This window comes from Mesorhizobium sp. WSM4904 (genome assembly GCF_029674545.1).
Taxonomy (GTDB): Bacteria; Pseudomonadota; Alphaproteobacteria; order Rhizobiales; family Rhizobiaceae; genus Mesorhizobium.
On the sequence record NZ_CP121354.1, the window covers coordinates 4,592,695 to 4,612,434 of the forward strand.

Consider the following 19,740-nt stretch of genomic DNA (forward strand, 5'->3'; position numbering starts at 1 on the left):
AAAGGAAACGAAGTCATGAAGAAGTCCCTCCTGTCCGCGCTCGGGCTGGCTCTGGCCCTGGCGTTCACGATGCCGATCCTTGGCGCGACCAGCGCCGACGCGGCTCCGATGAAGAAGCATCATCACCATCGTCATCATCACACGCATCACCGCCGCGTGCATCATCGCCATCATCGTCACCACCATAAGAAGATGGCCCCGAAGAAGGTCTGATCGTTCCCCTTTGCCGATGGGAAGACAGACCTTCTTGTATTGACCAAGCATGCCTTCCCATCGGAATCTTTCGCTGCACAGGGCAGCGCTTGCCTCGAGCAGCTACCGGCCTTGATGGGACGCGCGGTCGCGTTCGATCTTCTGCGTTGCAGTCCAACCACAATCTGCCCGACGAAAAAAATCGTGCGGGACTATGAACCTTCCCCATTGGAGGCCGCACCAAGCGGTCATGGACGCCACGAAGGCGCCCCTCGGCCCAACCGGGACGCCAGGAAGGCGATCCCAACAACCAATGGAAAGAAATGCTCAAATGACCAACTTCAAGCGTATCTCGCTCGCCGCCGCCCTCGTCGTCTCGGCTTTCGGCTCGGTCTCAGCCCCTGCCTTTGCCGGCACGCATCCCACCGGCGACGGCGGCGCCGTCTGCAAGGGCTCGGGCTCCTGTCTGGTGCTGCAGCTCGACTGCAAAGGCACCTATACCGACGCGACCGACAAGAACGGCACCGTCTACGGCAAGTGCAGCCAGGTCATGAAAGTCGATCCGAAGAGCCGGATCAAGCTCGCGAACTGATCGCTCCCATGGCACGGAGGTGGCGTAGACGCGCCGCCTCCGTTTCGTACGCCTCCAAGATCAGCGCCGGCTGATGAGTAGGCCGGCAAGCAGCCCGACCACGACCAGCCCTACCGCTGCCGCCGTGGCCGGATGATCACGCGCGGTACGCTCGAGCGCCCTGCCCTTGCGCCTGACCGCCGGCAGCGCCTCGTGGAGGCGGTCGGCGAGCTGCGAATAGTAGTCGGACGCGGCCTCGCGGCCATCCTCGTAATAGCCATCGCCGCGTTTGGCTAAGGTTTTCCTGAGATCGTCGAGTTGCCGCGAGAGCGCCGCAAATTGCTTGTCCAGATCATGATCGGTCGCGAACAACGCCATGCCATTTGTCCTTCTCCTGCAGAGAAGGCCTAACGCGTGGGCTTGACGGCAGTTCCGACCTTCAGAGCCGCTGACGGCCCAAGCCCGCAGGACCGGCAACCGGAGCTCAACGCACCTGGTCGAGCAGGCGCTTGCACTCCAGGAGGTCGAAGAGCGCCTCCTGCAGCAAAGCCCGGTTGTCACGCGACAATTTCGAGGAGTCCGGCTGCACGGGGCCTTCGTCGTCGCTCTTGCCGAGGCCGAAGAAACGGCGGCTGGGTTTCACCTTGGGCTGGCCGACAAGCGCATCCTCGTCGCCGCGCGGCTGGGCAGCCGCCGTCAGCGGCACCTGATCGGCCTGCCGGCGCTGCGCGATCGCCTCGACCGCGGCCATGTCGCCATTGCCGATGGCGACCAGGAAGTGGTTGCCGTTCTCGCGCAGCAGCTTCTGCACGCCCTTGATCGTGTAGCCTTGGTCGTAGAGCATGTGCCGGATGCCCTTGATCAGATCGACATCCTGCGGCCGGTAGTAACGGCGGCCGCCGCCACGTTTCATCGGCTTGATCTGGTTGAAACGCGTTTCCCAAAAGCGCAGCACATGCTGCGGCAGGTCGAGATCTTCCGCGACTTCGCTGATGGTGCGGAACGCATCGGGGCTCTTGTCCATGGGCGAATCCTCACGCTGGACGACGATCCGGCATTTATGCCGAATCGGGTCTTATTTCAGCGATTTATGAAACAATATTCAAGCCCGGCGTCAAAGCTGACGGCGTTTTTCAACCGTATTTGCCGTCGCGCTATTTGCCGCCCTTGGCCTTGCTGTTCTGGTGCGAGCGCAGGATGCGGTTCTTCAGCACGTTCGACGATTTGAAGGTCATCACGCGGCGCGGCAGGATCGGCACTTCCTCGCCGGTCTTCGGATTGCGACCGATGCGCTCATTCTTGGAGCGGACATGGAAGGTTGCGAAGGAAGACAGCTTCACCGTCTCGCCGCGAACGATGGCTTCGCAAATTTCATCCAGAACGGCCTCGACCAACTCGGCCGATTCAGTTCGCGACAAACCAACCTTGCGGTAAACGGCCTCGGCTAGGTCGGCACGCGTAAGTGTCTTTCCCCCCATGCGACCGTCCCATCAGCTCAAAAAACGTAAATCGATACAGGCAACGGCAGAGCCTAAGTAATTGATCCGGCAAGGTCAAGGACCGAACCCGTGCGTTCGGCACTTAGCGTTCGGCACTTACCAGCGGAGCAACACCGCGCCCCAGGTGAAACCTCCGCCCATCGCCTCGAGCAGGACAAGGTCGCCCTTCTTGATGCGACCATCGGCGACGGCCACCGACAAAGCGAGCGGCACGGAAGCAGCCGAGGTGTTACCGTGCAAATCGACGGTGACCACCACTTTCTGTTCGGCAATCCCGAGCTTCTTGGCGGAAGCGTCAATAATCCGTTTATTGGCCTGATGCGGCACGAACCAGTCGAGGTCTTGCGCCGTGATGCCGGCCTGGGCGAAGGTCGCCTCGATGACGTCGGTGATCATGCCGACCGCGTGCTTGAACACCTCGCGACCTTCCATCCTGAGATGGCCGACGGTGCCCGTGGTCGACGGGCCGCCGTCGACGAAGAGCTTGTCCTTGTGGACGCCGTCCGAGCGCAGGCTGGCCGCCAGCACGCCGCGATCGGCGATGCCGCCCGCCCCTTCCTGCGCTTCCAGAACGACCGCGCCGGCGCCGTCGCCGAAGAGCACGCAGGTCGAGCGATCGCTCCAGTCGAGGATGCGCGAGAAGGTTTCGGAGCCGATGACCAGCACGCGCCTTGCCAGCCCGCCGCGGATGTAGAGGTCGGCGGTGGCGACCGCATAAACGAAGCCGGAGCAGACGGCCTGCATGTCGAAGGCAAAGCCGTGATGCATGCCGAGCCGGTTCTGGATATCGACGGCGGTCGCGGGGAACGTGTTGTTGGGGGTCGATGTCGCCAGCACGATCAGGTCGATGTCGGCAGGCGTCAGACCCGCGCTGTCGAGCGCGGCGCGCGCCGCGGCCTCGCCCAGCGAAGCCGTCGTCTCGTCATCGGCCGCGACGTGGCGCTGGCGAATGCCGGTGCGCTGGACGATCCACTCGTCGGAGGTCTCGACCATGCCTTCGAAGTCGGCATTCTTCATGATGCGGTGGGGCAGCGCGGCACCGTTGCCGCGCACGACTGATCTGATCAAGGTTCGTTCCTATTCCTCGGCGTCGACGGCGACGCCGGATTTCCTGTTTGCCTGGGCATTCGGATTGCGCGCATGGAACAGATCGAGGTCGGCCTCGATCCGGTCAAGCAGATTGTTGCGCACCATGTCGTAGCCGAGCTCGATCGCCGCCGCGAAGCCATCCGAATCGGCACCGCCGTGGCTCTTCACGACGATGCCGTTCAGGCCCAGGAAGACGCCGCCATTGGAGCGGCCGACATCCATCTTCTCGCGCAGCCGGTCGAAGGCGCCTTTGGCGAAGACATAGCCGATCCTGGCCATCAGCGTGCGGCTCATGGCGGCGCGCAAATAGCCTGCGATCTGCCTTGCGGTGCCCTCCGCGGTCTTGAGCGCGATGTTGCCGGCAAAGCCCTCGGTGACGACAACGTCGACCGTGCCCTTGCCGATGTCGTCGCCCTCGACGAAGCCGCGATAGTTCATCGAGGCCATGTTGGCCTCGCGCAGCATGCGCCCGGCCTCCTTGACCTCTTCCTGGCCCTTGATCTCCTCGACGCCGACATTGAGCAGGCCGACACTCGGCCGCTCGATGCCGAACACCGAGCGCGCCATTCCGGTGCCAAGGATGGCGAAATCGACGAGCTGGTGCGCATCCGCGCCGATGGTGGCGCCGACGTCGAGCACCACGCTCTCGCCACGCGTCGTCGGCCAAAGCGCCGCGATCGCCGGGCGGTCGATGGTGGCCATGGTGCGCAGGCAGAATTTCGACATCGCCATCAGCGCGCCGGTGTTGCCGGCCGAGATGCAGGCCTGCGCGGCGCCGTTCTTCACAGCCTCGACCGCCTTCCACATCGACGACTTCCAGCGGCCATGGCGCAGCGCCTGGCTCGGCTTGTCGTCCATCCGGACCGCGATCTCGCAGTGGACGAACTCGCTGACCTCGGCAAGCTTCGGGAATTTGGCCAGTTCGGGACGCACGGCGTCCTCGCGACCATAGATGACGAAGCGGATGTCAGGGCGGCGGATGGCGACCGTCATCAGCGCCGGGATGACCACGCCTGGTCCGTGATCACCGCCCATGGCATCGATGGAAATCCTGATCACTCGGTGTTTTTCTCACGGTTTGCCTGGCTAGCGGCGTGCGCATGCCGAGGTAAGGGGGCTCGCGAAGGTTCGGCGAAAATAGCGGTTTTGGGCTGCCGCACAACCAACTTTTCCAAAATCCAGGCCGCCTTCAGGATTTTCCGAGCAGCGAACGCAGCTTTTTCTGGAATTCGCTTTCCTCAGGCTGATCCTCGCCGGCGGCGTCGAGCGAGGCACCGGGCTTGCGCGGATAAGGATCGATCGCCAGACCGAAAAACTGCTCGGCGAGCGCGCCGACATCGATCGTATCGCCGGAAAATGTTTCCGGGCTGTCCGGCCCGTCGGCATCGAGGACGATCTCGCCGCCGCCCTCGAAGCCTTCGCGTCCGAGCTTCGACTGCTCCGGCAGGAACAACGCCTCGACGGGCTCGTCGATATGGGCCGCGATCGGATCGAGCGTGACGATGCAGGCCTGCGTGATGTCGGCCTCGACGCGGCCGCTGACCTTGACGCCGTTGCGTTTCCAGGACGCCACCAGCAGCTCGGTGCGGTAGCTCTCGACCGAAAGCAGGTCGTATTCGGCGGCAAGCGCCGCGCGCTGCCGCTCATCGGCCTCTATCAAAACCGGCAGGCCCTTTTGCGGCAGGCGGGCGACGTTGGCGACGAAGGATACGGGGCTTCGCTGTTCGGCGTGTTGTTTCATTCTCGCCTCCTTCACGCGGTTCCGGCGACCGGGAACACCACGGTGCCGGACACGATCGATTCGGTCGGCTGCGCGGCAAGCTGCCCGGACGCCGCGGAAACATAGCTCGCCAGCAGCGGCGCTTCCGGCCACTCGCCGGCATCGGGCCTAACGTTACGGGCGAGCGCCGCGGCAAGGGCCACGCCGTCGTCGCCCCGCAAGGCCTCGTCGTAGGCCGCGGTGCGGCCATAGAACATCTTTGCCAGCTTCTTCATGCGCTTCGGCACGCCGACATCGCTGATGCCGAGCTCCCTCAGCGAATGATCGACGTCGAGGAAGAACTCGTCGATCAGCACCTGCGCGACCTCGGCGGCCGGCCCGCCCTCCCCGCGCAGCCGATGCTGGATGAGGTACATATGCAGCGACAGCATCTCGAAGCGGCCGAGCGGCGTATCCGGCACATTCCAGTCGGAATAAAACACGGTTTGCCGCGCCGCCGCCACGATTTGTGCGTAGAGGGCCTCGGTGATGGCGCGGTTGGCGTGACGTTCGCGGCCAAAAAGGCGCTGGAACATTGAGGGTGGTCTCCCGGGGACCTTTTGTTTGATTTGGCCTTGTTGCATCGGCATGCAAGCTGGTTTACCGGTTTTGCGGCCCAGCGCAAGTTGCGGGGATGTGATGGAGAATTGTTGTTGGGTGCGCTGAAATTCAAGTCGTTTCTCACGCCTGTGCCGGCGGGCGTGGCCTCTCTGCTGGTGGCGGTATCCGCGCTTTCCGGCTGCAATTCGTCCAAGATGTTCGGTGATCTCCATCCGAGCGAAACGCTTACGAAAGGCTACGTCATCGATCAGGCGGCAATCGACTCGGTGCCGGTCGGCTCGAGTCGCGAGCAGGTGCTTCTGGCGCTGGGCACGCCGTCGACGACGGCGACCTTCGACAACGAGGCCTTCTACTACATATCGCAGACGCGCAAGCGCTATGTCGCCTTCGACAACCCGCACATCATCGACCAGCACGTGCTGGCGGTCTATTTCGGCGCCGACGGCCGCGTCACCCAGATCGCCAATTACGGCCTGAAGGACGGCAAGATCTTCGACTTCATCTCGAGGACGACGCCGACGGGCGGCAAGGACCAGAACTTCCTCAGCCAGGTCATCAACGGCGCCAGCAAGCTGGCGCCCGGCATCCCGGGCGGTGGCGGCGGTACGCCCTGAACCCGGCTTCCGGGAATTCAGACAATCAAGACCCGCCGGAGCGATCCGGCGGGTTTTTTGCTCACACCGCGACCGGGCGATTGCCAAATGCTTGCTTGCACCCGAGCGTCCCACTATCAATCCTTGCGGGTATCGGGGCTGGACATGAGCAAAAGCAATCGCGCGGAGCCGCAGGGCTGGATGGCGACGGGAACGCCGGATCCGCAGACCGTGACACCGGACTGGCTTGCCATAGACCCTCCGACGATCGACGGCGTCTCATTCAAGGAAATCAGACCTGTCGCGACATCGACCGGCTACCTGACCGAAATCTTCCGCGAAGAGTGGAACCTCGACTTGCTTCCGGTTGGCCAGGTTTTTCAACGCACCTTGTATCCCGGCGCGGTGACGGGTTGGCACGCGCATGCCGTGACGCAGGACCGGCTGTTCTGCTCGATCGGCAGCGTCCGCATATCATTGTTCGACGGACGCAAGGCATCGCCGACTTTCGGTGCGGTCTGGCACAAGATCCTCGGCGCGCTGCGACCGGCCATCGTCATCATTCCGCCGGGCGTGTGGCACGGCGTCGTCTCGCTTGGCCCGGAAACGGCTTTGGTGCTCAACATGGTCGACAAGGCCTATTCGTTCGAAAGCCCCGACCATCGCCGCCTGCCGCCCGATACCGAGCACATCCCCTATAAACTGGTGTAAAGTGGAGCGGCCCGCCCTGCTCGCTTCGACCGCACCGACCGAGCCGCTCGTCTCGGTCGTGATTGCGACGCACAACCGCCCCGCGGCCTTACGGCAGGCCCTGAGAAGCGTCCTGGCCCAGACCTTGCCGGACTGGGAGACGATCGTCGTCGGCGACGCTTGCCAGGCGGAGACCGCGGCGACGGTCGCCGCATTCGGCGATGCTCGTATCTCCTATGTCGATCTGCCTGTGAATTTCGGCGAGCAGTCGGGGCCGAACAATATCGGTTTTGCCAGGGCTCGCGGCCGGTTGGTCGCCATCCTCAATCACGACGATCTATGGTTCCCGGACCACCTCGCATCGATGGCCGGCTGGATCGACGCGACCGGCGCCGATGTCGTCATCGCTCGAGGCGCCATCATAGAGCCGACCTCGATGAGAGGCGATCCTCTCAGGACCTCGATTTACGGGATGGGCAAGGACGGTTTCTACGATCCGGTAGTCACGGCGGGATACGGGTCGGCGCAGATGGTGAGGCGCGCATCGCTGAGCCGGCTCGGTCCCTGGCGTCCCGCCAGCGAGTGCTGGTGCGAAAGTTCGCAAGACTGGCTCTTTCGGGCCTGGCGTAAGGGCGCAGTCATCGCGACCATGCCGCATTTGACCGTTCTGAGCATCTTCTCGGGCCAGCGCGGCGGCAGCTATACCGAGGACACGGCAACCGAGCAGGAGGACCTTGCCAACGCCATGCGGATGCCCGACGACCTTCGCGTCAAAATTCTCGCGGCGGCCGCGGCTCCGCCGCGTCTGAAGAGATCGAGCTACCTGAAACGCAGGCTTTGGGCCGCGTGCGGCATCCATCCCAGGTCCCTCGAGTTTCGCCGCAAATACGGTCGTGGAACCTTTGTCTCCACGCTACGCGAAACCCGTGGCCTACCGCCCATGCCTGAGCGGGAACCGGGCGTGGATGATCTGCTTGCCGTCTACCGTGAGCGCGACAAGCCGGAAGACAGGGGAGAGTAAGTCCGGCATACCCGCCCGATGCCAAGACGCTTGCGTTCAATCGATACTCACCCGAAATGCAAAACCCGCGGGGTCGCTGCCCCGCGGGTTCTCATTTGCAGTCGTGCGGCGGCTTACGAGGCGCCGTGCGCGAGCACGGCAAGCAATAGCAGCGCCACGATATTGGTGATCTTGATCGCCGGGTTGACGGCCGGGCCGGCGGTGTCCTTGTAGGGGTCGCCGACCGTGTCGCCGGTGACCGAGGCCTTGTGCGCCTCGGAGCCCTTCAGGTGCTTGACTCCGTCCTTGTCGGTGAAGCCATCCTCGAACGACTTCTTGGCGTTGTCCCAGGCGCCGCCGCCGGAAGTCATCGAGATGGCGACGAAGAGACCGTTGACGATAACGCCGAGCAGCGAGGCGCCGAGAGCCGCGAAGGCCGAAGCCTTCGAGCCCGAGATCAGGAACACGCCGAAATAGACGACAAGCGGCGCCAGCACCGGCAGCAGCGACGGGATGATCATCTCGCGGATCGCGGCCCTGGTGAGAAGGTCGACGGCGCGCGCATAATTCGGCTTGGACGTGCCGGCCATGATGCCCTTGTCCTCGCGGAACTGCTTTCGCACTTCCTCGACGATCGATCCTGCGGCGCGACCGACGGCGGTCATCGCGATGCCGCCGAACAGATACGGGATCAGGCCGCCGAAGATCAGGCCGGCGACGACATACGGGTTGGAGAGGTCGAAGGAGATCTCGCCCATGCCCTGGAAGTAAGGAAACTTGTCGCCGTTGGCGGCAAAGAACCTGAGGTCGTTCGAATAGGCGGCAAACAGCACCAGCGCGCCGAGGCCGGCGGAGCCGATGGCATAGCCCTTGGTCACCGCCTTGGTGGTGTTGCCGACGGCGTCGAGCGCGTCGGTGGAGTGGCGCACTTCCTTTGGCAGGCCCGACATTTCGGCGATGCCGCCGGCATTGTCGGTCACCGGGCCGAAGGCGTCGAGCGCCACGATCATGCCGGCAAGGCCGAGCATGGTGGTGACGGCGATCGCGGTGCCGAAGAGGCCGCCGAGCTGGTAGGTGGCGATGATGCCGCCGACGATGACGATGGCCGGAAGCGCCGTCGATTCCAGCGAGACGGCGAGGCCCTGGATGACGTTGGTGCCGTGGCCGGTCACCGAGGCCTGGGCGATCGAGTTCACCGGCCGCTTGTTGGTGCCGGTGTAGTACTCGGTGATCACCACGATGAGCCCGGTCACCAGCAGACCGATCAGGCCGCAGATGAACAGGTTTTTGCCGGTGATGGCAAGGCCGCCGACATTGCCGATCTCACCCCAGCCCAGCACCGCCGAGGTGGCCAAGGCCAAGCCGACGATGGACAGCAGGCCGGTGACGATGAGGCCCTTGTAGAGGGCGCCCATGATCGAGCCGTTGGAGCCCAGCTTGACGAAGAAGGTGCCGACGATCGAGGTCAGGATGCAGGCGCCGCAGATGGCGAGCGGATAGAGCATGGCGGCGCCAAGCACCGCCGTGCCCCCGAAGAAGATGGAGGCCAGAACCATGGTGGCGACGACGGTCACCGCATAGGTTTCGAACAGGTCGGCGGCCATGCCGGCGCAATCGCCGACATTGTCGCCGACATTGTCGGCGATGGTGGCCGGGTTGCGCGGATCGTCTTCCGGAATGCCGGCTTCGACCTTGCCGACAAGGTCGCCGCCAACGTCGGCACCCTTGGTGAAGATGCCGCCGCCGAGACGGGCGAAGATCGAAATCAGCGAAGCGCCGAAGCCGAGCGAGACCAGCGAGTCGATGACGACGCGGTCGTTCGGCTGCAGGCCCATCGGGCCGGTCAGGACGGCGTAGTAGATGGAGACGCCGAGCAGCGCCAGGCCAGCCACCAGCAGGCCGGTGATGGCGCCGGACTTGAAGGCGATGTCGAGGCCGGCGGCGAGGCTGTTGGAGGCGGCCTGCGCGGTGCGCACATTGGCGCGGACCGAGACATGCATGCCGATGAAGCCGGCAGCGCCCGACAGCACGGCGCCGATCAGGAAGCCGATCGCGGAAGTGATGGAGAGCAGCCACCAGGCGAGCAGAAGCACGACGATGCCGACGACGGCGATGGTGGTGTATTGGCGCGCCAGATAGGCCTGGGCGCCTTCGCGGATGGCCGCGGAGATTTCCTGCATGCGCTGATTGCCCTGATCGGACGCAAGGACCGAACGTGTCGCCCAGATGGCGTACAGAACTGACAGCAAGCCGCAGGCGATGACGGCGGTAATGATGGTCATTGCCGGATTTTCCTCGATTGATGCCCAGAAGAACCCCTCCCTGGGCCGTTGGAACGGGGATGAAGGCCGCGCACGGAATCCACCCCTTGGCTGCGGTGTATGCGAAACAGGGCTCTGAACGTCAAGATATTGTTCGGTTTTTGCCCGGCTTTCGCCCGAAAGTGGAAGATGGCCACATCCTTTCCCCTCCAGCCTTCGAATTAGATCGATTGAAATGACGCGAGGGAAATCAGCCCTGGCTGAGATCGCGGCCGATCGCCGATAGGCTACTCCGCTTCCCGTCCCATCCGGCGCGCTGCGTAGCGCTCGATTGCCGACAGGCCGTCATAGATCAGCACCGCCAGCGCCGCGACGATCAGGCCGCCCTGCAGCACGAAGGCCAAATTGTTCGAGATCAGGCCGGCGATGATCACCTCGCCCAGCGTCTTGGCAGCCACGGTCGAGCCGATGGTCGCGGTGGCGAGGCTGATGACCACGGAAAGCCGAATGCCGCCCAGGATCACCGGAGCGCTGAGCGGGAGCTCGACCTTCGTCAGCCTTTGCCAGCCGGTCATGCCGGCGCCGCGCGCCGCTTCCATGACGTTGCCCGGCAGGGTGGTGAGCGCGGTCAGCGCGTTCTCGAAGATCGGCAGCAGCCCGTAGAGGAAGAGCGCGATCAGCGTCGGCTTCTCGCCGAAACCGACCGCCGGCACCGCAAGCGCCAGCACCGCGACGGGCGGAAACGTCTGGCCGATATTGACCAGGCTGCGCGACAGCGGCAGGAACTCGGCGCCGGCCGGCCGAGTGACCAGGATGGCGAGCGCGACGGCGACGATCGTCGCAGCCACCGTGGCGACGAGCACGGTCCTTAGATGCAGCAGTGTCAGCGTCAGCAGACTGCCCTGGTTGTAGATCGCTGGCGCGCCGTTCTCGGTCAGCGGCCGGAGCAGCGGCTCGAACCAGACCGGGTTGGCGATGAAAACCACCAGCAGTACAAGAAGCGTCAGCCTCAGCAGCGTAGGCAGCCAGGCCTTCATGCCGGCCTCGCGCGTTTCACCAGTCCTTCAACGGTGACGCGCCCGAGCGGCTTGCCGTCGGCGCCTTTCACCGGCAGCGCCGGACGGCCCGTCCACAGAAGCTCGGCGAGTGCATCGCGCTGGCTGGCGTCGCCGGGAATCGCCTCGCCCTCGGCGCCGCCGGGCTCCACGGCATCGCGCACGCGGCCGAGCGACAGGAGCCGGAACGGCCGTTCGCTGGAGCCGACGAGGGTTTCAACGAAGCCATTTGCGGGCTTCGCCAGGATCTCCGCCGGTTTGGCGTATTGCAGCACCTTGCCGGCATCCATGACGGCGATCTTGTCGCCCATATGCACCGCCTCCTCCATGTCATGGGTGACAAGGACGATGGTGGTGCCGAAGCGCTTCTGGATCGCCAGGAGATCCTCCTGCGCCTTGGTTCGGATGATCGGGTCGAGCGCGCCGAAGGGCTCGTCCATCAGAAGCACATTGGGTTCCGCGGCGAGCGCGCGCGCAACGCCGACGCGCTGCTGCTGGCCGCCGGAGAGCTCATGCGGATAGCGCGGACCATAGGCCTGCGGGTCTAGCTGGTAGAGCGTCATCAGTTCTTCGACGCGAGCGTTGATGCGCTCCTTGTCCCAACCGAGCAGCAGCGGCACGGTGGCGATGTTCTGCGCGACTGTCCGGTGCGGGAAAAGGCCATGGCCCTGGATGGCGTAGCCGATGCTGCGGCGCAGCTCGTATCCGGGCAGGGAGCGATTGTCGGCGCCGTCGATCTTGATCACTCCGGAACTCGGCTCGACCAGCCGGTTGATCATCCTGAGCAGGGTCGTCTTGCCGGAGCCGGAGGTGCCGACGATCACGGCGATGGTGCGCGGCTCGACGACCATCGAGACGTCGTCGACAACGGCAGTTCCGTTATAGCGCTTGGTGATGCCTTCGATCTCGATCATGCCGGGTCCGCCCTGCGCTTGGTGGAGGTCATTTCGATGACCGCGTCGAGGATGATCGCGGCAGCAAAGGCCAGCGCCACGGTGGGCACGGCGCCGAGCAGCACAAGGTCCATCGCCGTCTGGCCGACGCCCTGGAAGACGAACACGCCGAAGCCACCGCCGCCGATCAGCGCCGCTATCGTCGCCAGTCCAATGTTCTGCACCAGCACGATGCGGATGCCGGTCAGGATCACCGGAAAGGCGAGCGGGAACTCGACATCGAACAGGCGCTGGCGGTCGGTCATGCCCATGCCGCGGGCGGCATCGTTGGCGGCGCGGGGTACGCCGGCAAGGCCGACCACTGTGTTCGCTACCACCGGCAGCAGCGAGTACAGAAACAGCGCAACGAAAGCGGGCGCGGTGCCGATGCCCCTGATGCCGGCCTCCGCGGCGCCCGGCACATGCGCGACGATCCAGCCGAGCGGCGCGATCAGCAGGCCGAAGAGCGCGATCGACGGGATGGTCTGGATGATGTTGAGCACGTTCAGCACCCCTGCCCGCAGTGCCTCGACGCGGTGGCATAGGATGCCGAGCGGAACTCCAGCGACCACCGCGGCTGCCAGCGAGCCGAGCGCCAGCGTGATGTGCTTGGAGCCTTCCGCCCAGAAACTGTCGGCGCGGCTGGCATATTCCTTGAGGATGGAAAGGCTGTTGCAGCTTCCCGATACGAGCAACGCGCCGATGGCGAGCGCGGCGACGGCAAGAACGCCGACGCGCGCCAATGGCGAGAGGTTCAGCCGGGTCAGCACATCGGCCAGAAGCAGCGTGAAGGCGAAGATCAGCAGCCAGAAGCCCGAGGCCGGCGCGACGCGGGCGAAGGTGTTGCCGGCGGGCGTCAGGAAACCTCCGGCAACGCCGATCAGGACGGCAAGAGCGACCAACGCAACGATGCCGGCCGCCAGCCTTAGCAAGAGGGGCGTCCTCAGCAGGGCGACGATGCCGCCGACGAGCAGTATCGCCAGCAGCAGGACGCCAAGCGTGGACGGCAGCGCTTCGAGGATCGAGCGCGCCTGTCCGGGCACGATGCGGTTGGCGCGGAAGGTGGCGAAGGGTGCCGCGAAGGCGGCGTAGGCGACGATCAGGGCGATCACCACGCCGAGCTTGTCGAAGCGGGGGATCATAACCGGCCCGCGCGGCTATTTGGAGGGGCAAAATCAGAAAGGCCTCGTTCCGTCGCGCCCCCCTCTGTCCTGCCGGACATCTCCCCCACAAGGGGGGAGATCGGACCTCGCGCAGGCTTTCGCATATCTCCAGCAGTGCTTGGAGAGCGGCGGCGACGAAGCTGCCAATCTCCCCCCTTGTGGGGGAGATGTCCGGCAGGACAGAGGGGAGCGCCTCGCACCGGCGTAACGTCGATCAACGCGAGAGCTGCCTACTTCAGAAACCCGTTCTTCTTGAGGAAATCTTCCGCCACCGCCTTCGCGGGCTCACCACCCAGTTGGACGCGGCCGTTGAGCTGCTGCAGCGTGGCGAGATCGAGCTTGGCGAACACCGGCTTCAGCAGCGACTCGATTTCCGGATGTTCCTTCAACACCTTCTCGCGGATGATCGGCGCCGGCTGATAGACGGGTTGCACATTCTTGTCGTCTTCGAGCACGACGAGGCCCGAGGGCTGGATACCGCCGTCGGTGCCATAGACCATGGCGGCGTTGGCGCCATTGGTCTGGTTGGCGGCCGCGGCAATGGTCGCTGCCGTGTCGCCGCCGGAGAGCGTGATCAACTGGTCCGGCTTCAGCTTGAAGCCGTAAGTGGTCTGGAATGCCGGCAGGGCCGCCGCCGAGTTGACGAACTCGGCCGAGGCAGCAAGAACGACCTTGCCGCCGCCGGAGACATACTTGCCGAAGTCCGACAGGGTGGTGAGCTTGTTCTCGTCGGCGACCTCCTTGCGCAATGCAATCGCCCAGGTGTTGTTGGCTGGCGACGGCGACAGCCAGACGATCTTGTTGGCGTCATAGTCGAGCTTCTTGGCGGTCTCGTAGGCCTTGGCGGCATCCTTCCACACCGGATCGTCCGCCTTCTGGAAGAAGAAGGCGGCGTTGCCGGTATATTCGGGATAAATGTCGATCTCGCCGGCGGTGATCGCCTTGCGCACCACGGGCGTGGCGCCAAGCTGGATGCGGTCGGTGGTCTTGACGTTGTTGGCGTTCAAAACCAGCTGGATGACGTTGCCGAGCACACCGCCCTCGGTGTCGATCTTCGAGGAAACCACCACCTGCGCGTAAGCCGAAGCCGAGGTGATGCCGAGCGCGATCGCTGCTACGGCGAGCTTTCTGATTGAAAACATGTGAAAATCCCTTGTTGTGAACCGATGGGTCGGTGGCCGCATATGAGCATGGCTTTAACGCGCCGTCGGGGTACACGGTTTCATAACTAGCGGGATGCACGCAATAATTTTGTTCCCGGCGCGAATGCCGGGCCGCGCCATGTCCAGACGGCGTAATGTCAGTTGGCTCTGCGCAAGCCCGGCAGCCTCAAGGCGCCCAGCGCGACGAAGCAGAGCGCGACAACCGGGAACACGACCCAGTTCAACATCGTCCAACCCCAGGCGTTGTAGATCGCACCCGACATCAGCGACGCGAAGGCGACCGAGCCGAACAGGACGAAATCGTGGAAGCCCTGCACCTTGCCCTTTTCGGACGGCCGGTAGCAGGCTGCGACCATGGCTGTCGCGCCGATGAAGCTGAAATTCCAGCCGAGGCCGAGCAGGATAAGCGCGGTCCAGAACTGCCAGAGCGCGAGGCCGGAAAGCGCCACCGCTCCGCAACCGATGAGCAGGACCAGCCCGATGGCGACGATGCGCTCGGCGCCGAAGCGGTGGATCAGCGAACCGGTGAAGAAACTCGGCCCGAACATCGCCATGACATGCCAGGAAATGCCGAGCGTCGCATCGTCGGTCGAGAGCCCGCAGCCGACCATGGCGAGCGGCGCGCCGGTCATGACGAAGCTCATCAGCGCGTAGCTGCCGACGGCGCAGAACAGCGCCGCGACGAAGCGCGGCTGGATGGCGATCTCGACCAGCGGCCGAGCGTCGCTTTGCTCGGTTGTCGCGACCCTGCCCGCCGGCCTCGACATATGCAGGAAGGACAGGACGACCGCGCCGACTGCCGCCAGTACGAGGATGGAGGCGAAGGATCCGGCAAACATCACCGGAGCCAGAAGCTCACGGGTGTAGATGACGATCTGCGGGCCGAGAATGGCGGTGACGATGCCGCCCGCCAGCACGAAGGAAATGGCGCGCGCCTTGAATTCCGGCGGCGCGTTGTCGGCGGCGGCGAAGCGGAACTGCTGGACGAAGGCACCGCCGACGCCGATCACGCCGAGACCGAAGGCAAAGAGCCAGAAGCTAGCCTGGAAGAGCGCAAGCGTCGCGATCAGGCCGCCGAGCGCGGTGACGACGGTGCCGGTTATGAAGCCGCCGCGGTGGCCCAGCCGGCGGATGATCGCGGCTGCCGGCAGCGCGCCGAGCGCCACCCCGAGATTGAAGCCGGTGACCGGCGCCGTCGCCAGCGATTTGTCGGGGCCGAGCAGATATTGGCCGGCAAGCGCCCCGAGCGAAATGGCGATCGGCGCGGCGGAGCCGACGATCGCCTGGGCAGCCGCCAGGAGCACTGCCGTGCGGCGCGCTTCCCTACCGGGCCTGGCGACAACTGCCGTGGCGGTCACGATGCGTCCTTGCCGCGACCCTCGCCACGCACCCGGCGCGAGACACGGTCGAGAACGGCGTTGACCAGCTTCGGCTCATCTTCCTCGTAGAAGGCCTTGGCGATGTCGACATATTCAGAGACGATCACGGCAACCGGCACATCCTCGCGCTTCATCAATTCATAAACGCCGGCGCGCAGGATGGCGCGCAGCGTCGAATCCAGCCGCGAAAGCGGCCAGTCTTCGGTCAGCGCCTGTCGGATGACCGGATCGATGGTCTTCTGGTTCTCGACGACGCCGGTCAGGATGGCGCGGAACCACTGCGCGTCCGCCTCGCGATAGAGCGCGCCGTCGACTTCCTTGCCCAGGCGGAAAGCCTCGTATTCGGCGGTGATCTCGAAAACGCCGCTGCCCGCAACGTCCATCTGGTAGAGCGCCTGGACGGCGGCAAGACGGGCGGCGCCCCGCTTGTTGGCGTGGCGCACCGCGCCGGTCTGGGCAGGCTCGCTCACGACTGGGCTCCGAATTTCTCTTTCAGCGCGATCATGGTCAACGCCGCGCGCGCCGCGAACCCGCCCTTGTCGCCTTCGCTGCGCCGGGCGCGCGTCCAGGCCTGCTCATCGTTCTCGGTGGTCAGGATGCCGTTGCCGATCGCGATCGCTTCCTGCACGGAAAGGTCCATCAGCGCACGGCTCGATTCATTGGCGACGATGTCGAAATGATAGGTGTCGCCACGGATGATCGTGCCCAGCGCGACGAAGCCGTCATAGTGCACACCGCCTTCGCCGGCGCCGTCCAGCGCGAAGGTGATCACGGCCGGTATTTCGAGCGAGCCGGGAACGGTGACGACGTCATAGGTGGCGCCGGCTTCGTCCAGCGCGCTGGTCGCGCCTTCGAGCAGCGCGTCGGCGAGGTCGTCGTGAAAGCGCGCCTCGACAATGAGCAAATGCGCCTTCGCCTTCGGACGAATGAACGCTTTGCCGTGTTGGGATATGCCAGCCATAAAAGTCTCCGGGGGGTTGCCGGTGACTTAGGCCGAAGCCGGATTGATCGCAAGCACAAGATTGCAGGTGGTCACGCTTGGCCTATCGCATCTTCGGGTAAGGAGCCGGGAGCGGATGGCCAGTACCGAGGCTTTCAGCCCAGGCGAGAACAGCTTCGTGATCCACTACTTGGCCGGTGTCTACATCGGCCGTCGCTTCGCGAGTCAGTCGTTCTTGCCGTTTGCCATTTCCATTCTCCATCGAAAGCCCTTGCTCATTTAAACAGTTGCGCGATATCGGCCATTGGCCGAGACAGCTTCATTGGCTGATCCGGAAATGGTAGAAAACTCTCGCGTTCGTAGAAGAGCCGCGCGTGCTCGTCCTTTGCATCGACAATGACGGCGAACGAGGCAATCTCGCTGCTGAGCGACCGAAGCAAGGCATCGGCGAGGAGGTATCGGCCGTAACCCCGGCCCTGTAGCCGTCGATCGACGGCCAAGCGTCCGAGCAGCGTCGCCGGGATGAGCGGATAACGCGGCAGCTTGAGGACAGTCTGGGCAGGCCATTCGCCGACATTCACCGCAGTTGATGAGAGCGTGTAGTAGCCAGCGATAGCTCCATCCGGCATGACCAGCACGAACGGCGCTGCAATGTTCTTGCGGGCGTCTTGCCCCGCCTGCATCCGGAGATACCGATCGAGCGGTTCTGCGCCGCTTTCGAACAAGGTCCTGTCGCGCTGCGGGCCAAGCACCTCAACTCGTAAGGAACCCTCGGTCGAGCCCGTCACCTCAGGTGGCAGTGGCTTGGCGATACCGACGCACCGTATCGCGCAGACGATCATTCACCGGCTTCGGATTGATGAGGGCATCCACGAAGGCCCTGCTGTCGCGAACAGACAGATCGAGCCGCTGGTGCTCCTCGATGGTCCGGCGCGCAGCTTCCTGGACGCAGGTCAGCACGAAGTCCGTCACGGTGCGACCTTGCAGCGCCGCAGCATGTTCGATCAGGCTCTTCTGATCCGTCGTGATGCGTGCCTCCAGACGTTCGCCACGGGCGCGACTGCGAGGTGGATGGGTATGTGCCGTCATCGTCATATCTCCTGAAAACAATGTACGGCCAACAGCCGGCAGCTTCAAGCCCCGCTCACAGCCCCTCCTTAGCTGCCTCCGCCAGGCGCGCCGCGTAGCGGGCCATCGTATCGATCTCGAGGTTGACGCGGTCGCCGGCCTGACGCTCGCCCCAGGTGGTGACGCTCAGCGAATGCTGGATCAGAAGCACGTCGAAGCGGGTCCCTTCGACCTTGTTGACGGTGAGCGAGGTGCCGTCGAGCGCGACCGAGCCCTTCGGCGCGATGAATTTTGCCAGATGCCGCGGCGCTTCCAGCGTGAAGCGCACGGCATCGCCCTCCTCCTTGCGCTCGACGATCTCGGCGGTGCCGTCGACATGGCCGGAGACGATATGACCGCCGAGTTCGTCGCCGATCTTCAGCGCCCGTTCGAGATTGATCCTGGTGCCCGATTTCCAGCTCGACGCCGTGGTCAGCCGCAGCGCTTCCTCCCAAGCCTCGACCTCGAACCAGCGGGCGTTCGAGCCATGCTCGGGCAACGCGGTGACCGTCAGGCAGACGCCGCCGCAGGAAATCGAGGCGCCGATCGCAATGGTTTCGGGGTCGTAGGCCGTGTCAATGCGCAGGCCGACGCCTTCGCTCAGAGGCTTTACCGTCGCGACGGTGCCTACATCGGTAACGATCCCGGTAAACATCACAAATTCCTTATCCATTCGGCGTAGCTGTCCTCGCCGAAGCGCATCTGACGCAACTCGCGGAACCCTGCCGGGATATGGTCGGCGTCGATGGGCGATGCAATGCCGTCCTCGCCGATCGCTTCCGGTCCTTGGAACAGGACGATGCGGTCGACCAGCTTTTCCTCCAGGAAGGCTCTAGCCACCTTGGCGCCGCCCTCGACCAGCACGCTTGCCATGCCGAGCGCCGCCAGATCCTCCAGCAGTTCCGGCAGGGCCACTTCGCTCTCATACGTTTCCGTGCCGATGAAGTGCACGCCTACACGCTCGAGCGCGGCCCGCCGATGCGGATCGGCCTCGGGGCACGCGGCGACATAGAGCGGAACACGGTCAACGCCGGAAACAAGCTTGGACGCCTCCGGCAACCGGATCTGGCGATCGAGGATGATGCGCGCCGGCGAGCGGTTCTCCAGGCCCGGCAGCCGCACGGTCAGCGCCGGGTCGTCCTCGAGCGCAGTGCCGATGCCGACCAGGATGGCGTCGGCCTCGGCGCGCATCAGATAGACTTCGCGCCTGGCGATCTCGCCAGTAATCGCGACCTGGCCGGCCCCTCTCCTGCCGATCTTGCCGTCGCTGGAAAGCGCAAGCTTCAGGATAACTTCCGGGCGTTTTTTCAACGATCGAATCAAATAGCCGGCCATCTGCTCCGCGGCTTCGGTGGCCAGCACCTTCTCCAACACCTCGACGCGGGCGGCGCGCAGGATAGCGTAGCCCTTGCCGGAGACGCGCGGATCGGGATCGCTTGCCGCGCCGACGACGCGCGCAATGCCTGCATTGACCAGCGCATTGGCGCAAGGCGGCGTGCGACCATGATGGGCGCAAGGCTCCAAGGTGACATAAGCCGTAGCACCTCGCGCAAGCTCACCGGCCTCGGCCAAAGCCTCGGTCTCGGCATGCGGCCGGCCGCCGATGGCGGTGACGCCGGTGCCGACGATCATCGGACCGGCGCCGTCGTCGCGCACGATGATCGTGCCGACGGAAGGATTGGTCGACGTGCGGCCGGCGTTGCGGCGCGACAGCCGGATGGCCGCGGCCATGAAACGGCGATCAAGGGCCGCCTGTTCGGCCTCGCTCAATCGAGATTCCGCCATG

At 64.6% G+C, this 19,740-nt stretch carries 24 protein-coding genes; 5 read left to right on the forward strand and 19 right to left on the reverse strand.

Going from position 1 to position 19,740, the window contains the following annotated elements:
* The first annotated feature begins 15 nt into the window (after window positions 1–15).
* Entirely contained in the window at window positions 16–213 is a 198-nt protein-coding gene (locus tag QAZ47_RS22120) for a hypothetical protein (RefSeq protein ID WP_278202797.1), read from the forward strand.
* Between the two features lie 310 nt (window positions 214–523).
* Window positions 524–784 carry a hypothetical protein gene (locus QAZ47_RS22125; RefSeq protein WP_278202798.1) on the forward strand — a complete coding sequence of 87 codons (261 nt, stop codon included), beginning with the start codon at window positions 524–526 and terminating at the stop codon, window positions 782–784.
* A gap of 60 nt (window positions 785–844) precedes the next feature.
* Here QAZ47_RS22125 and QAZ47_RS22130 read toward each other — a convergent pair whose 3' ends face one another.
* The 7 genes from QAZ47_RS22130 to QAZ47_RS22160 form a co-directional block, all read right to left on the reverse strand.
* Window positions 845–1,141 (reverse strand): hypothetical protein, encoded by a 297-nt coding sequence (locus QAZ47_RS22130; RefSeq protein WP_278230710.1) that lies wholly within the window; start codon window positions 1,139–1,141, stop codon window positions 845–847.
* 106 nt (window positions 1,142–1,247) lie between these two features.
* Window positions 1,248–1,787 (reverse strand): MerR family transcriptional regulator, encoded by a 540-nt coding sequence (locus QAZ47_RS22135; RefSeq protein WP_278077717.1) that lies wholly within the window; start codon window positions 1,785–1,787, stop codon window positions 1,248–1,250.
* Window positions 1,788–1,917: 130 nt separating this feature from the next.
* Window positions 1,918–2,241 (reverse strand): integration host factor subunit alpha, encoded by a 324-nt coding sequence (locus QAZ47_RS22140; protein ID WP_010915609.1) that lies wholly within the window; start codon window positions 2,239–2,241, stop codon window positions 1,918–1,920.
* Between the two features lie 117 nt (window positions 2,242–2,358).
* On the reverse strand, window positions 2,359–3,330 hold the full coding sequence (locus QAZ47_RS22145; RefSeq protein ID WP_278230711.1) for a beta-ketoacyl-ACP synthase III: 972 nt from the start codon (window positions 3,328–3,330) through the stop codon (window positions 2,359–2,361).
* A 9-nt stretch (window positions 3,331–3,339) separates the two neighbouring features.
* Window positions 3,340–4,410: a phosphate acyltransferase PlsX gene (gene plsX / locus QAZ47_RS22150; protein ID WP_278230712.1), complete on the reverse strand. Its 1,071-nt coding sequence runs from the start codon at window positions 4,408–4,410 to the stop codon at window positions 3,340–3,342.
* Window positions 4,411–4,540: 130 nt separating this feature from the next.
* Window positions 4,541–5,092, reverse strand: a complete 552-nt coding sequence (locus tag QAZ47_RS22155; protein ID WP_278230713.1) for a YceD family protein — start codon at window positions 5,090–5,092, stop codon at window positions 4,541–4,543.
* 11 nt (window positions 5,093–5,103) lie between these two features.
* Window positions 5,104–5,646 (reverse strand): ubiquinol-cytochrome C chaperone family protein, encoded by a 543-nt coding sequence (locus QAZ47_RS22160; protein WP_278230714.1) that lies wholly within the window; start codon window positions 5,644–5,646, stop codon window positions 5,104–5,106.
* Window positions 5,647–5,763: 117 nt separating this feature from the next.
* On the opposite strand from QAZ47_RS22160, the gene QAZ47_RS22165 reads away from it, so the two are divergent.
* The 3 genes from QAZ47_RS22165 (at window position 5,764) to QAZ47_RS22175 (ending at window position 7,975) form a co-directional block, all read left to right on the forward strand.
* Window positions 5,764–6,285 carry an outer membrane protein assembly factor BamE gene (locus QAZ47_RS22165; RefSeq protein ID WP_278202804.1) on the forward strand — a complete coding sequence of 174 codons (522 nt, stop codon included), beginning with the start codon at window positions 5,764–5,766 and terminating at the stop codon, window positions 6,283–6,285.
* A 144-nt stretch (window positions 6,286–6,429) separates the two neighbouring features.
* Entirely contained in the window at window positions 6,430–6,975 is a 546-nt protein-coding gene (locus QAZ47_RS22170; protein ID WP_278202805.1) for a dTDP-4-dehydrorhamnose 3,5-epimerase family protein, read from the forward strand.
* 1 nt (window position 6,976) lies between these two features.
* Entirely contained in the window at window positions 6,977–7,975 is a 999-nt protein-coding gene (locus tag QAZ47_RS22175) for a glycosyltransferase family 2 protein (RefSeq protein WP_278230715.1), read from the forward strand.
* 113 nt (window positions 7,976–8,088) lie between these two features.
* On the opposite strand, the gene QAZ47_RS22180 is transcribed toward QAZ47_RS22175, so the two are convergent.
* From QAZ47_RS22180 to ribD, 12 genes are all read right to left on the reverse strand, one after another.
* Complete coding sequence (locus QAZ47_RS22180) at window positions 8,089–10,236, reverse strand: sodium-translocating pyrophosphatase (protein WP_278230716.1); 2,148 nt, start codon at window positions 10,234–10,236, stop codon at window positions 8,089–8,091.
* Between the two features lie 266 nt (window positions 10,237–10,502).
* Entirely contained in the window at window positions 10,503–11,252 is a 750-nt protein-coding gene (locus tag QAZ47_RS22185; protein WP_278230717.1) for an ABC transporter permease, read from the reverse strand.
* The gene (locus QAZ47_RS22190; RefSeq protein WP_278202810.1) at window positions 11,249–12,184 is read right to left on the reverse strand and encodes an ABC transporter ATP-binding protein; all 936 of its coding nucleotides are present in this window, start codon (window positions 12,182–12,184) and stop codon (window positions 11,249–11,251) included. Before QAZ47_RS22190 ends, QAZ47_RS22185 begins: the two co-directional genes overlap by 4 nt.
* Window positions 12,181–13,344, reverse strand: coding sequence for an ABC transporter permease (locus QAZ47_RS22195; RefSeq protein WP_278230718.1), 1,164 nt, complete (start codon window positions 13,342–13,344; stop codon window positions 12,181–12,183). Before QAZ47_RS22195 ends, QAZ47_RS22190 begins: the two co-directional genes overlap by 4 nt.
* Before the next feature lie 251 nt (window positions 13,345–13,595).
* Window positions 13,596–14,507: an ABC transporter substrate-binding protein gene (locus QAZ47_RS22200; protein ID WP_278230719.1), complete on the reverse strand. Its 912-nt coding sequence runs from the start codon at window positions 14,505–14,507 to the stop codon at window positions 13,596–13,598.
* A gap of 158 nt (window positions 14,508–14,665) precedes the next feature.
* Entirely contained in the window at window positions 14,666–15,886 is a 1,221-nt protein-coding gene (locus QAZ47_RS22205) for an MFS transporter (RefSeq protein ID WP_278230720.1), read from the reverse strand.
* Complete coding sequence (gene nusB, locus QAZ47_RS22210) at window positions 15,883–16,377, reverse strand: transcription antitermination factor NusB (protein ID WP_059184868.1); 495 nt, start codon at window positions 16,375–16,377, stop codon at window positions 15,883–15,885. Before nusB ends, QAZ47_RS22205 begins: the two co-directional genes overlap by 4 nt.
* A complete protein-coding gene (gene ribH / locus QAZ47_RS22215) occupies window positions 16,374–16,868 on the reverse strand; it encodes a 6,7-dimethyl-8-ribityllumazine synthase (RefSeq protein ID WP_278230721.1) in 495 nt (164 codons plus the stop codon). The genes nusB and ribH overlap by 4 nt, the downstream gene beginning before the upstream one ends.
* A 254-nt stretch (window positions 16,869–17,122) precedes the next feature.
* A complete protein-coding gene (locus tag QAZ47_RS22220) occupies window positions 17,123–17,635 on the reverse strand; it encodes a GNAT family N-acetyltransferase (protein ID WP_278233842.1) in 513 nt (170 codons plus the stop codon).
* 1 nt (window position 17,636) lies between these two features.
* Complete coding sequence (locus QAZ47_RS22225; protein ID WP_278230722.1) at window positions 17,637–17,942, reverse strand: DUF1778 domain-containing protein; 306 nt, start codon at window positions 17,940–17,942, stop codon at window positions 17,637–17,639.
* 49 nt (window positions 17,943–17,991) lie between these two features.
* On the reverse strand, window positions 17,992–18,609 hold the full coding sequence (locus QAZ47_RS22230) for a riboflavin synthase (protein ID WP_278230724.1): 618 nt from the start codon (window positions 18,607–18,609) through the stop codon (window positions 17,992–17,994).
* The gene (gene ribD / locus QAZ47_RS22235; protein WP_278230725.1) at window positions 18,609–19,739 is read right to left on the reverse strand and encodes a bifunctional diaminohydroxyphosphoribosylaminopyrimidine deaminase/5-amino-6-(5-phosphoribosylamino)uracil reductase RibD; all 1,131 of its coding nucleotides are present in this window, start codon (window positions 19,737–19,739) and stop codon (window positions 18,609–18,611) included. The genes QAZ47_RS22230 and ribD overlap by 1 nt, the downstream gene beginning before the upstream one ends.
* Window position 19,740 lies beyond the last annotated feature (1 nt).

Coding starts and splice junctions, on each gene's coding strand:
- QAZ47_RS22120 (WP_278202797.1), top strand. CDS start 16: ATGAAGAAGTCCCTCCTGTCCGCGCTCGGGCTGGCTCTGGCCCTGGCG.
- QAZ47_RS22125 (WP_278202798.1), top strand. CDS start 524: ATGACCAACTTCAAGCGTATCTCGCTCGCCGCCGCCCTCGTCGTCTCG.
- QAZ47_RS22130 (WP_278230710.1), bottom strand. CDS start 1,141: ATGGCGTTGTTCGCGACCGATCATGATCTGGACAAGCAATTTGCGGCG.
- QAZ47_RS22135 (WP_278077717.1), bottom strand. CDS start 1,787: ATGGACAAGAGCCCCGATGCGTTCCGCACCATCAGCGAAGTCGCGGAA.
- QAZ47_RS22140 (WP_010915609.1), bottom strand. CDS start 2,241: ATGGGGGGAAAGACACTTACGCGTGCCGACCTAGCCGAGGCCGTTTAC.
- QAZ47_RS22155 (WP_278230713.1), bottom strand. CDS start 5,092: ATGAAACAACACGCCGAACAGCGAAGCCCCGTATCCTTCGTCGCCAAC.
- QAZ47_RS22160 (WP_278230714.1), bottom strand. CDS start 5,646: ATGTTCCAGCGCCTTTTTGGCCGCGAACGTCACGCCAACCGCGCCATC.
- QAZ47_RS22170 (WP_278202805.1), top strand. CDS start 6,430: ATGAGCAAAAGCAATCGCGCGGAGCCGCAGGGCTGGATGGCGACGGGA.
- QAZ47_RS22180 (WP_278230716.1), bottom strand. CDS start 10,236: ATGACCATCATTACCGCCGTCATCGCCTGCGGCTTGCTGTCAGTTCTG.
- QAZ47_RS22185 (WP_278230717.1), bottom strand. CDS start 11,252: ATGAAGGCCTGGCTGCCTACGCTGCTGAGGCTGACGCTTCTTGTACTG.
- QAZ47_RS22190 (WP_278202810.1), bottom strand. CDS start 12,184: ATGATCGAGATCGAAGGCATCACCAAGCGCTATAACGGAACTGCCGTT.
- QAZ47_RS22195 (WP_278230718.1), bottom strand. CDS start 13,344: ATGATCCCCCGCTTCGACAAGCTCGGCGTGGTGATCGCCCTGATCGTC.
- QAZ47_RS22200 (WP_278230719.1), bottom strand. CDS start 14,507: ATGTTTTCAATCAGAAAGCTCGCCGTAGCAGCGATCGCGCTCGGCATC.
- ribH (WP_278230721.1), bottom strand. CDS start 16,868: ATGGCTGGCATATCCCAACACGGCAAAGCGTTCATTCGTCCGAAGGCG.
- QAZ47_RS22225 (WP_278230722.1), bottom strand. CDS start 17,942: ATGACGATGACGGCACATACCCATCCACCTCGCAGTCGCGCCCGTGGC.
- QAZ47_RS22230 (WP_278230724.1), bottom strand. CDS start 18,609: ATGTTTACCGGGATCGTTACCGATGTAGGCACCGTCGCGACGGTAAAG.
- ribD (WP_278230725.1), bottom strand. CDS start 19,739: ATGGCGGAATCTCGATTGAGCGAGGCCGAACAGGCGGCCCTTGATCGC.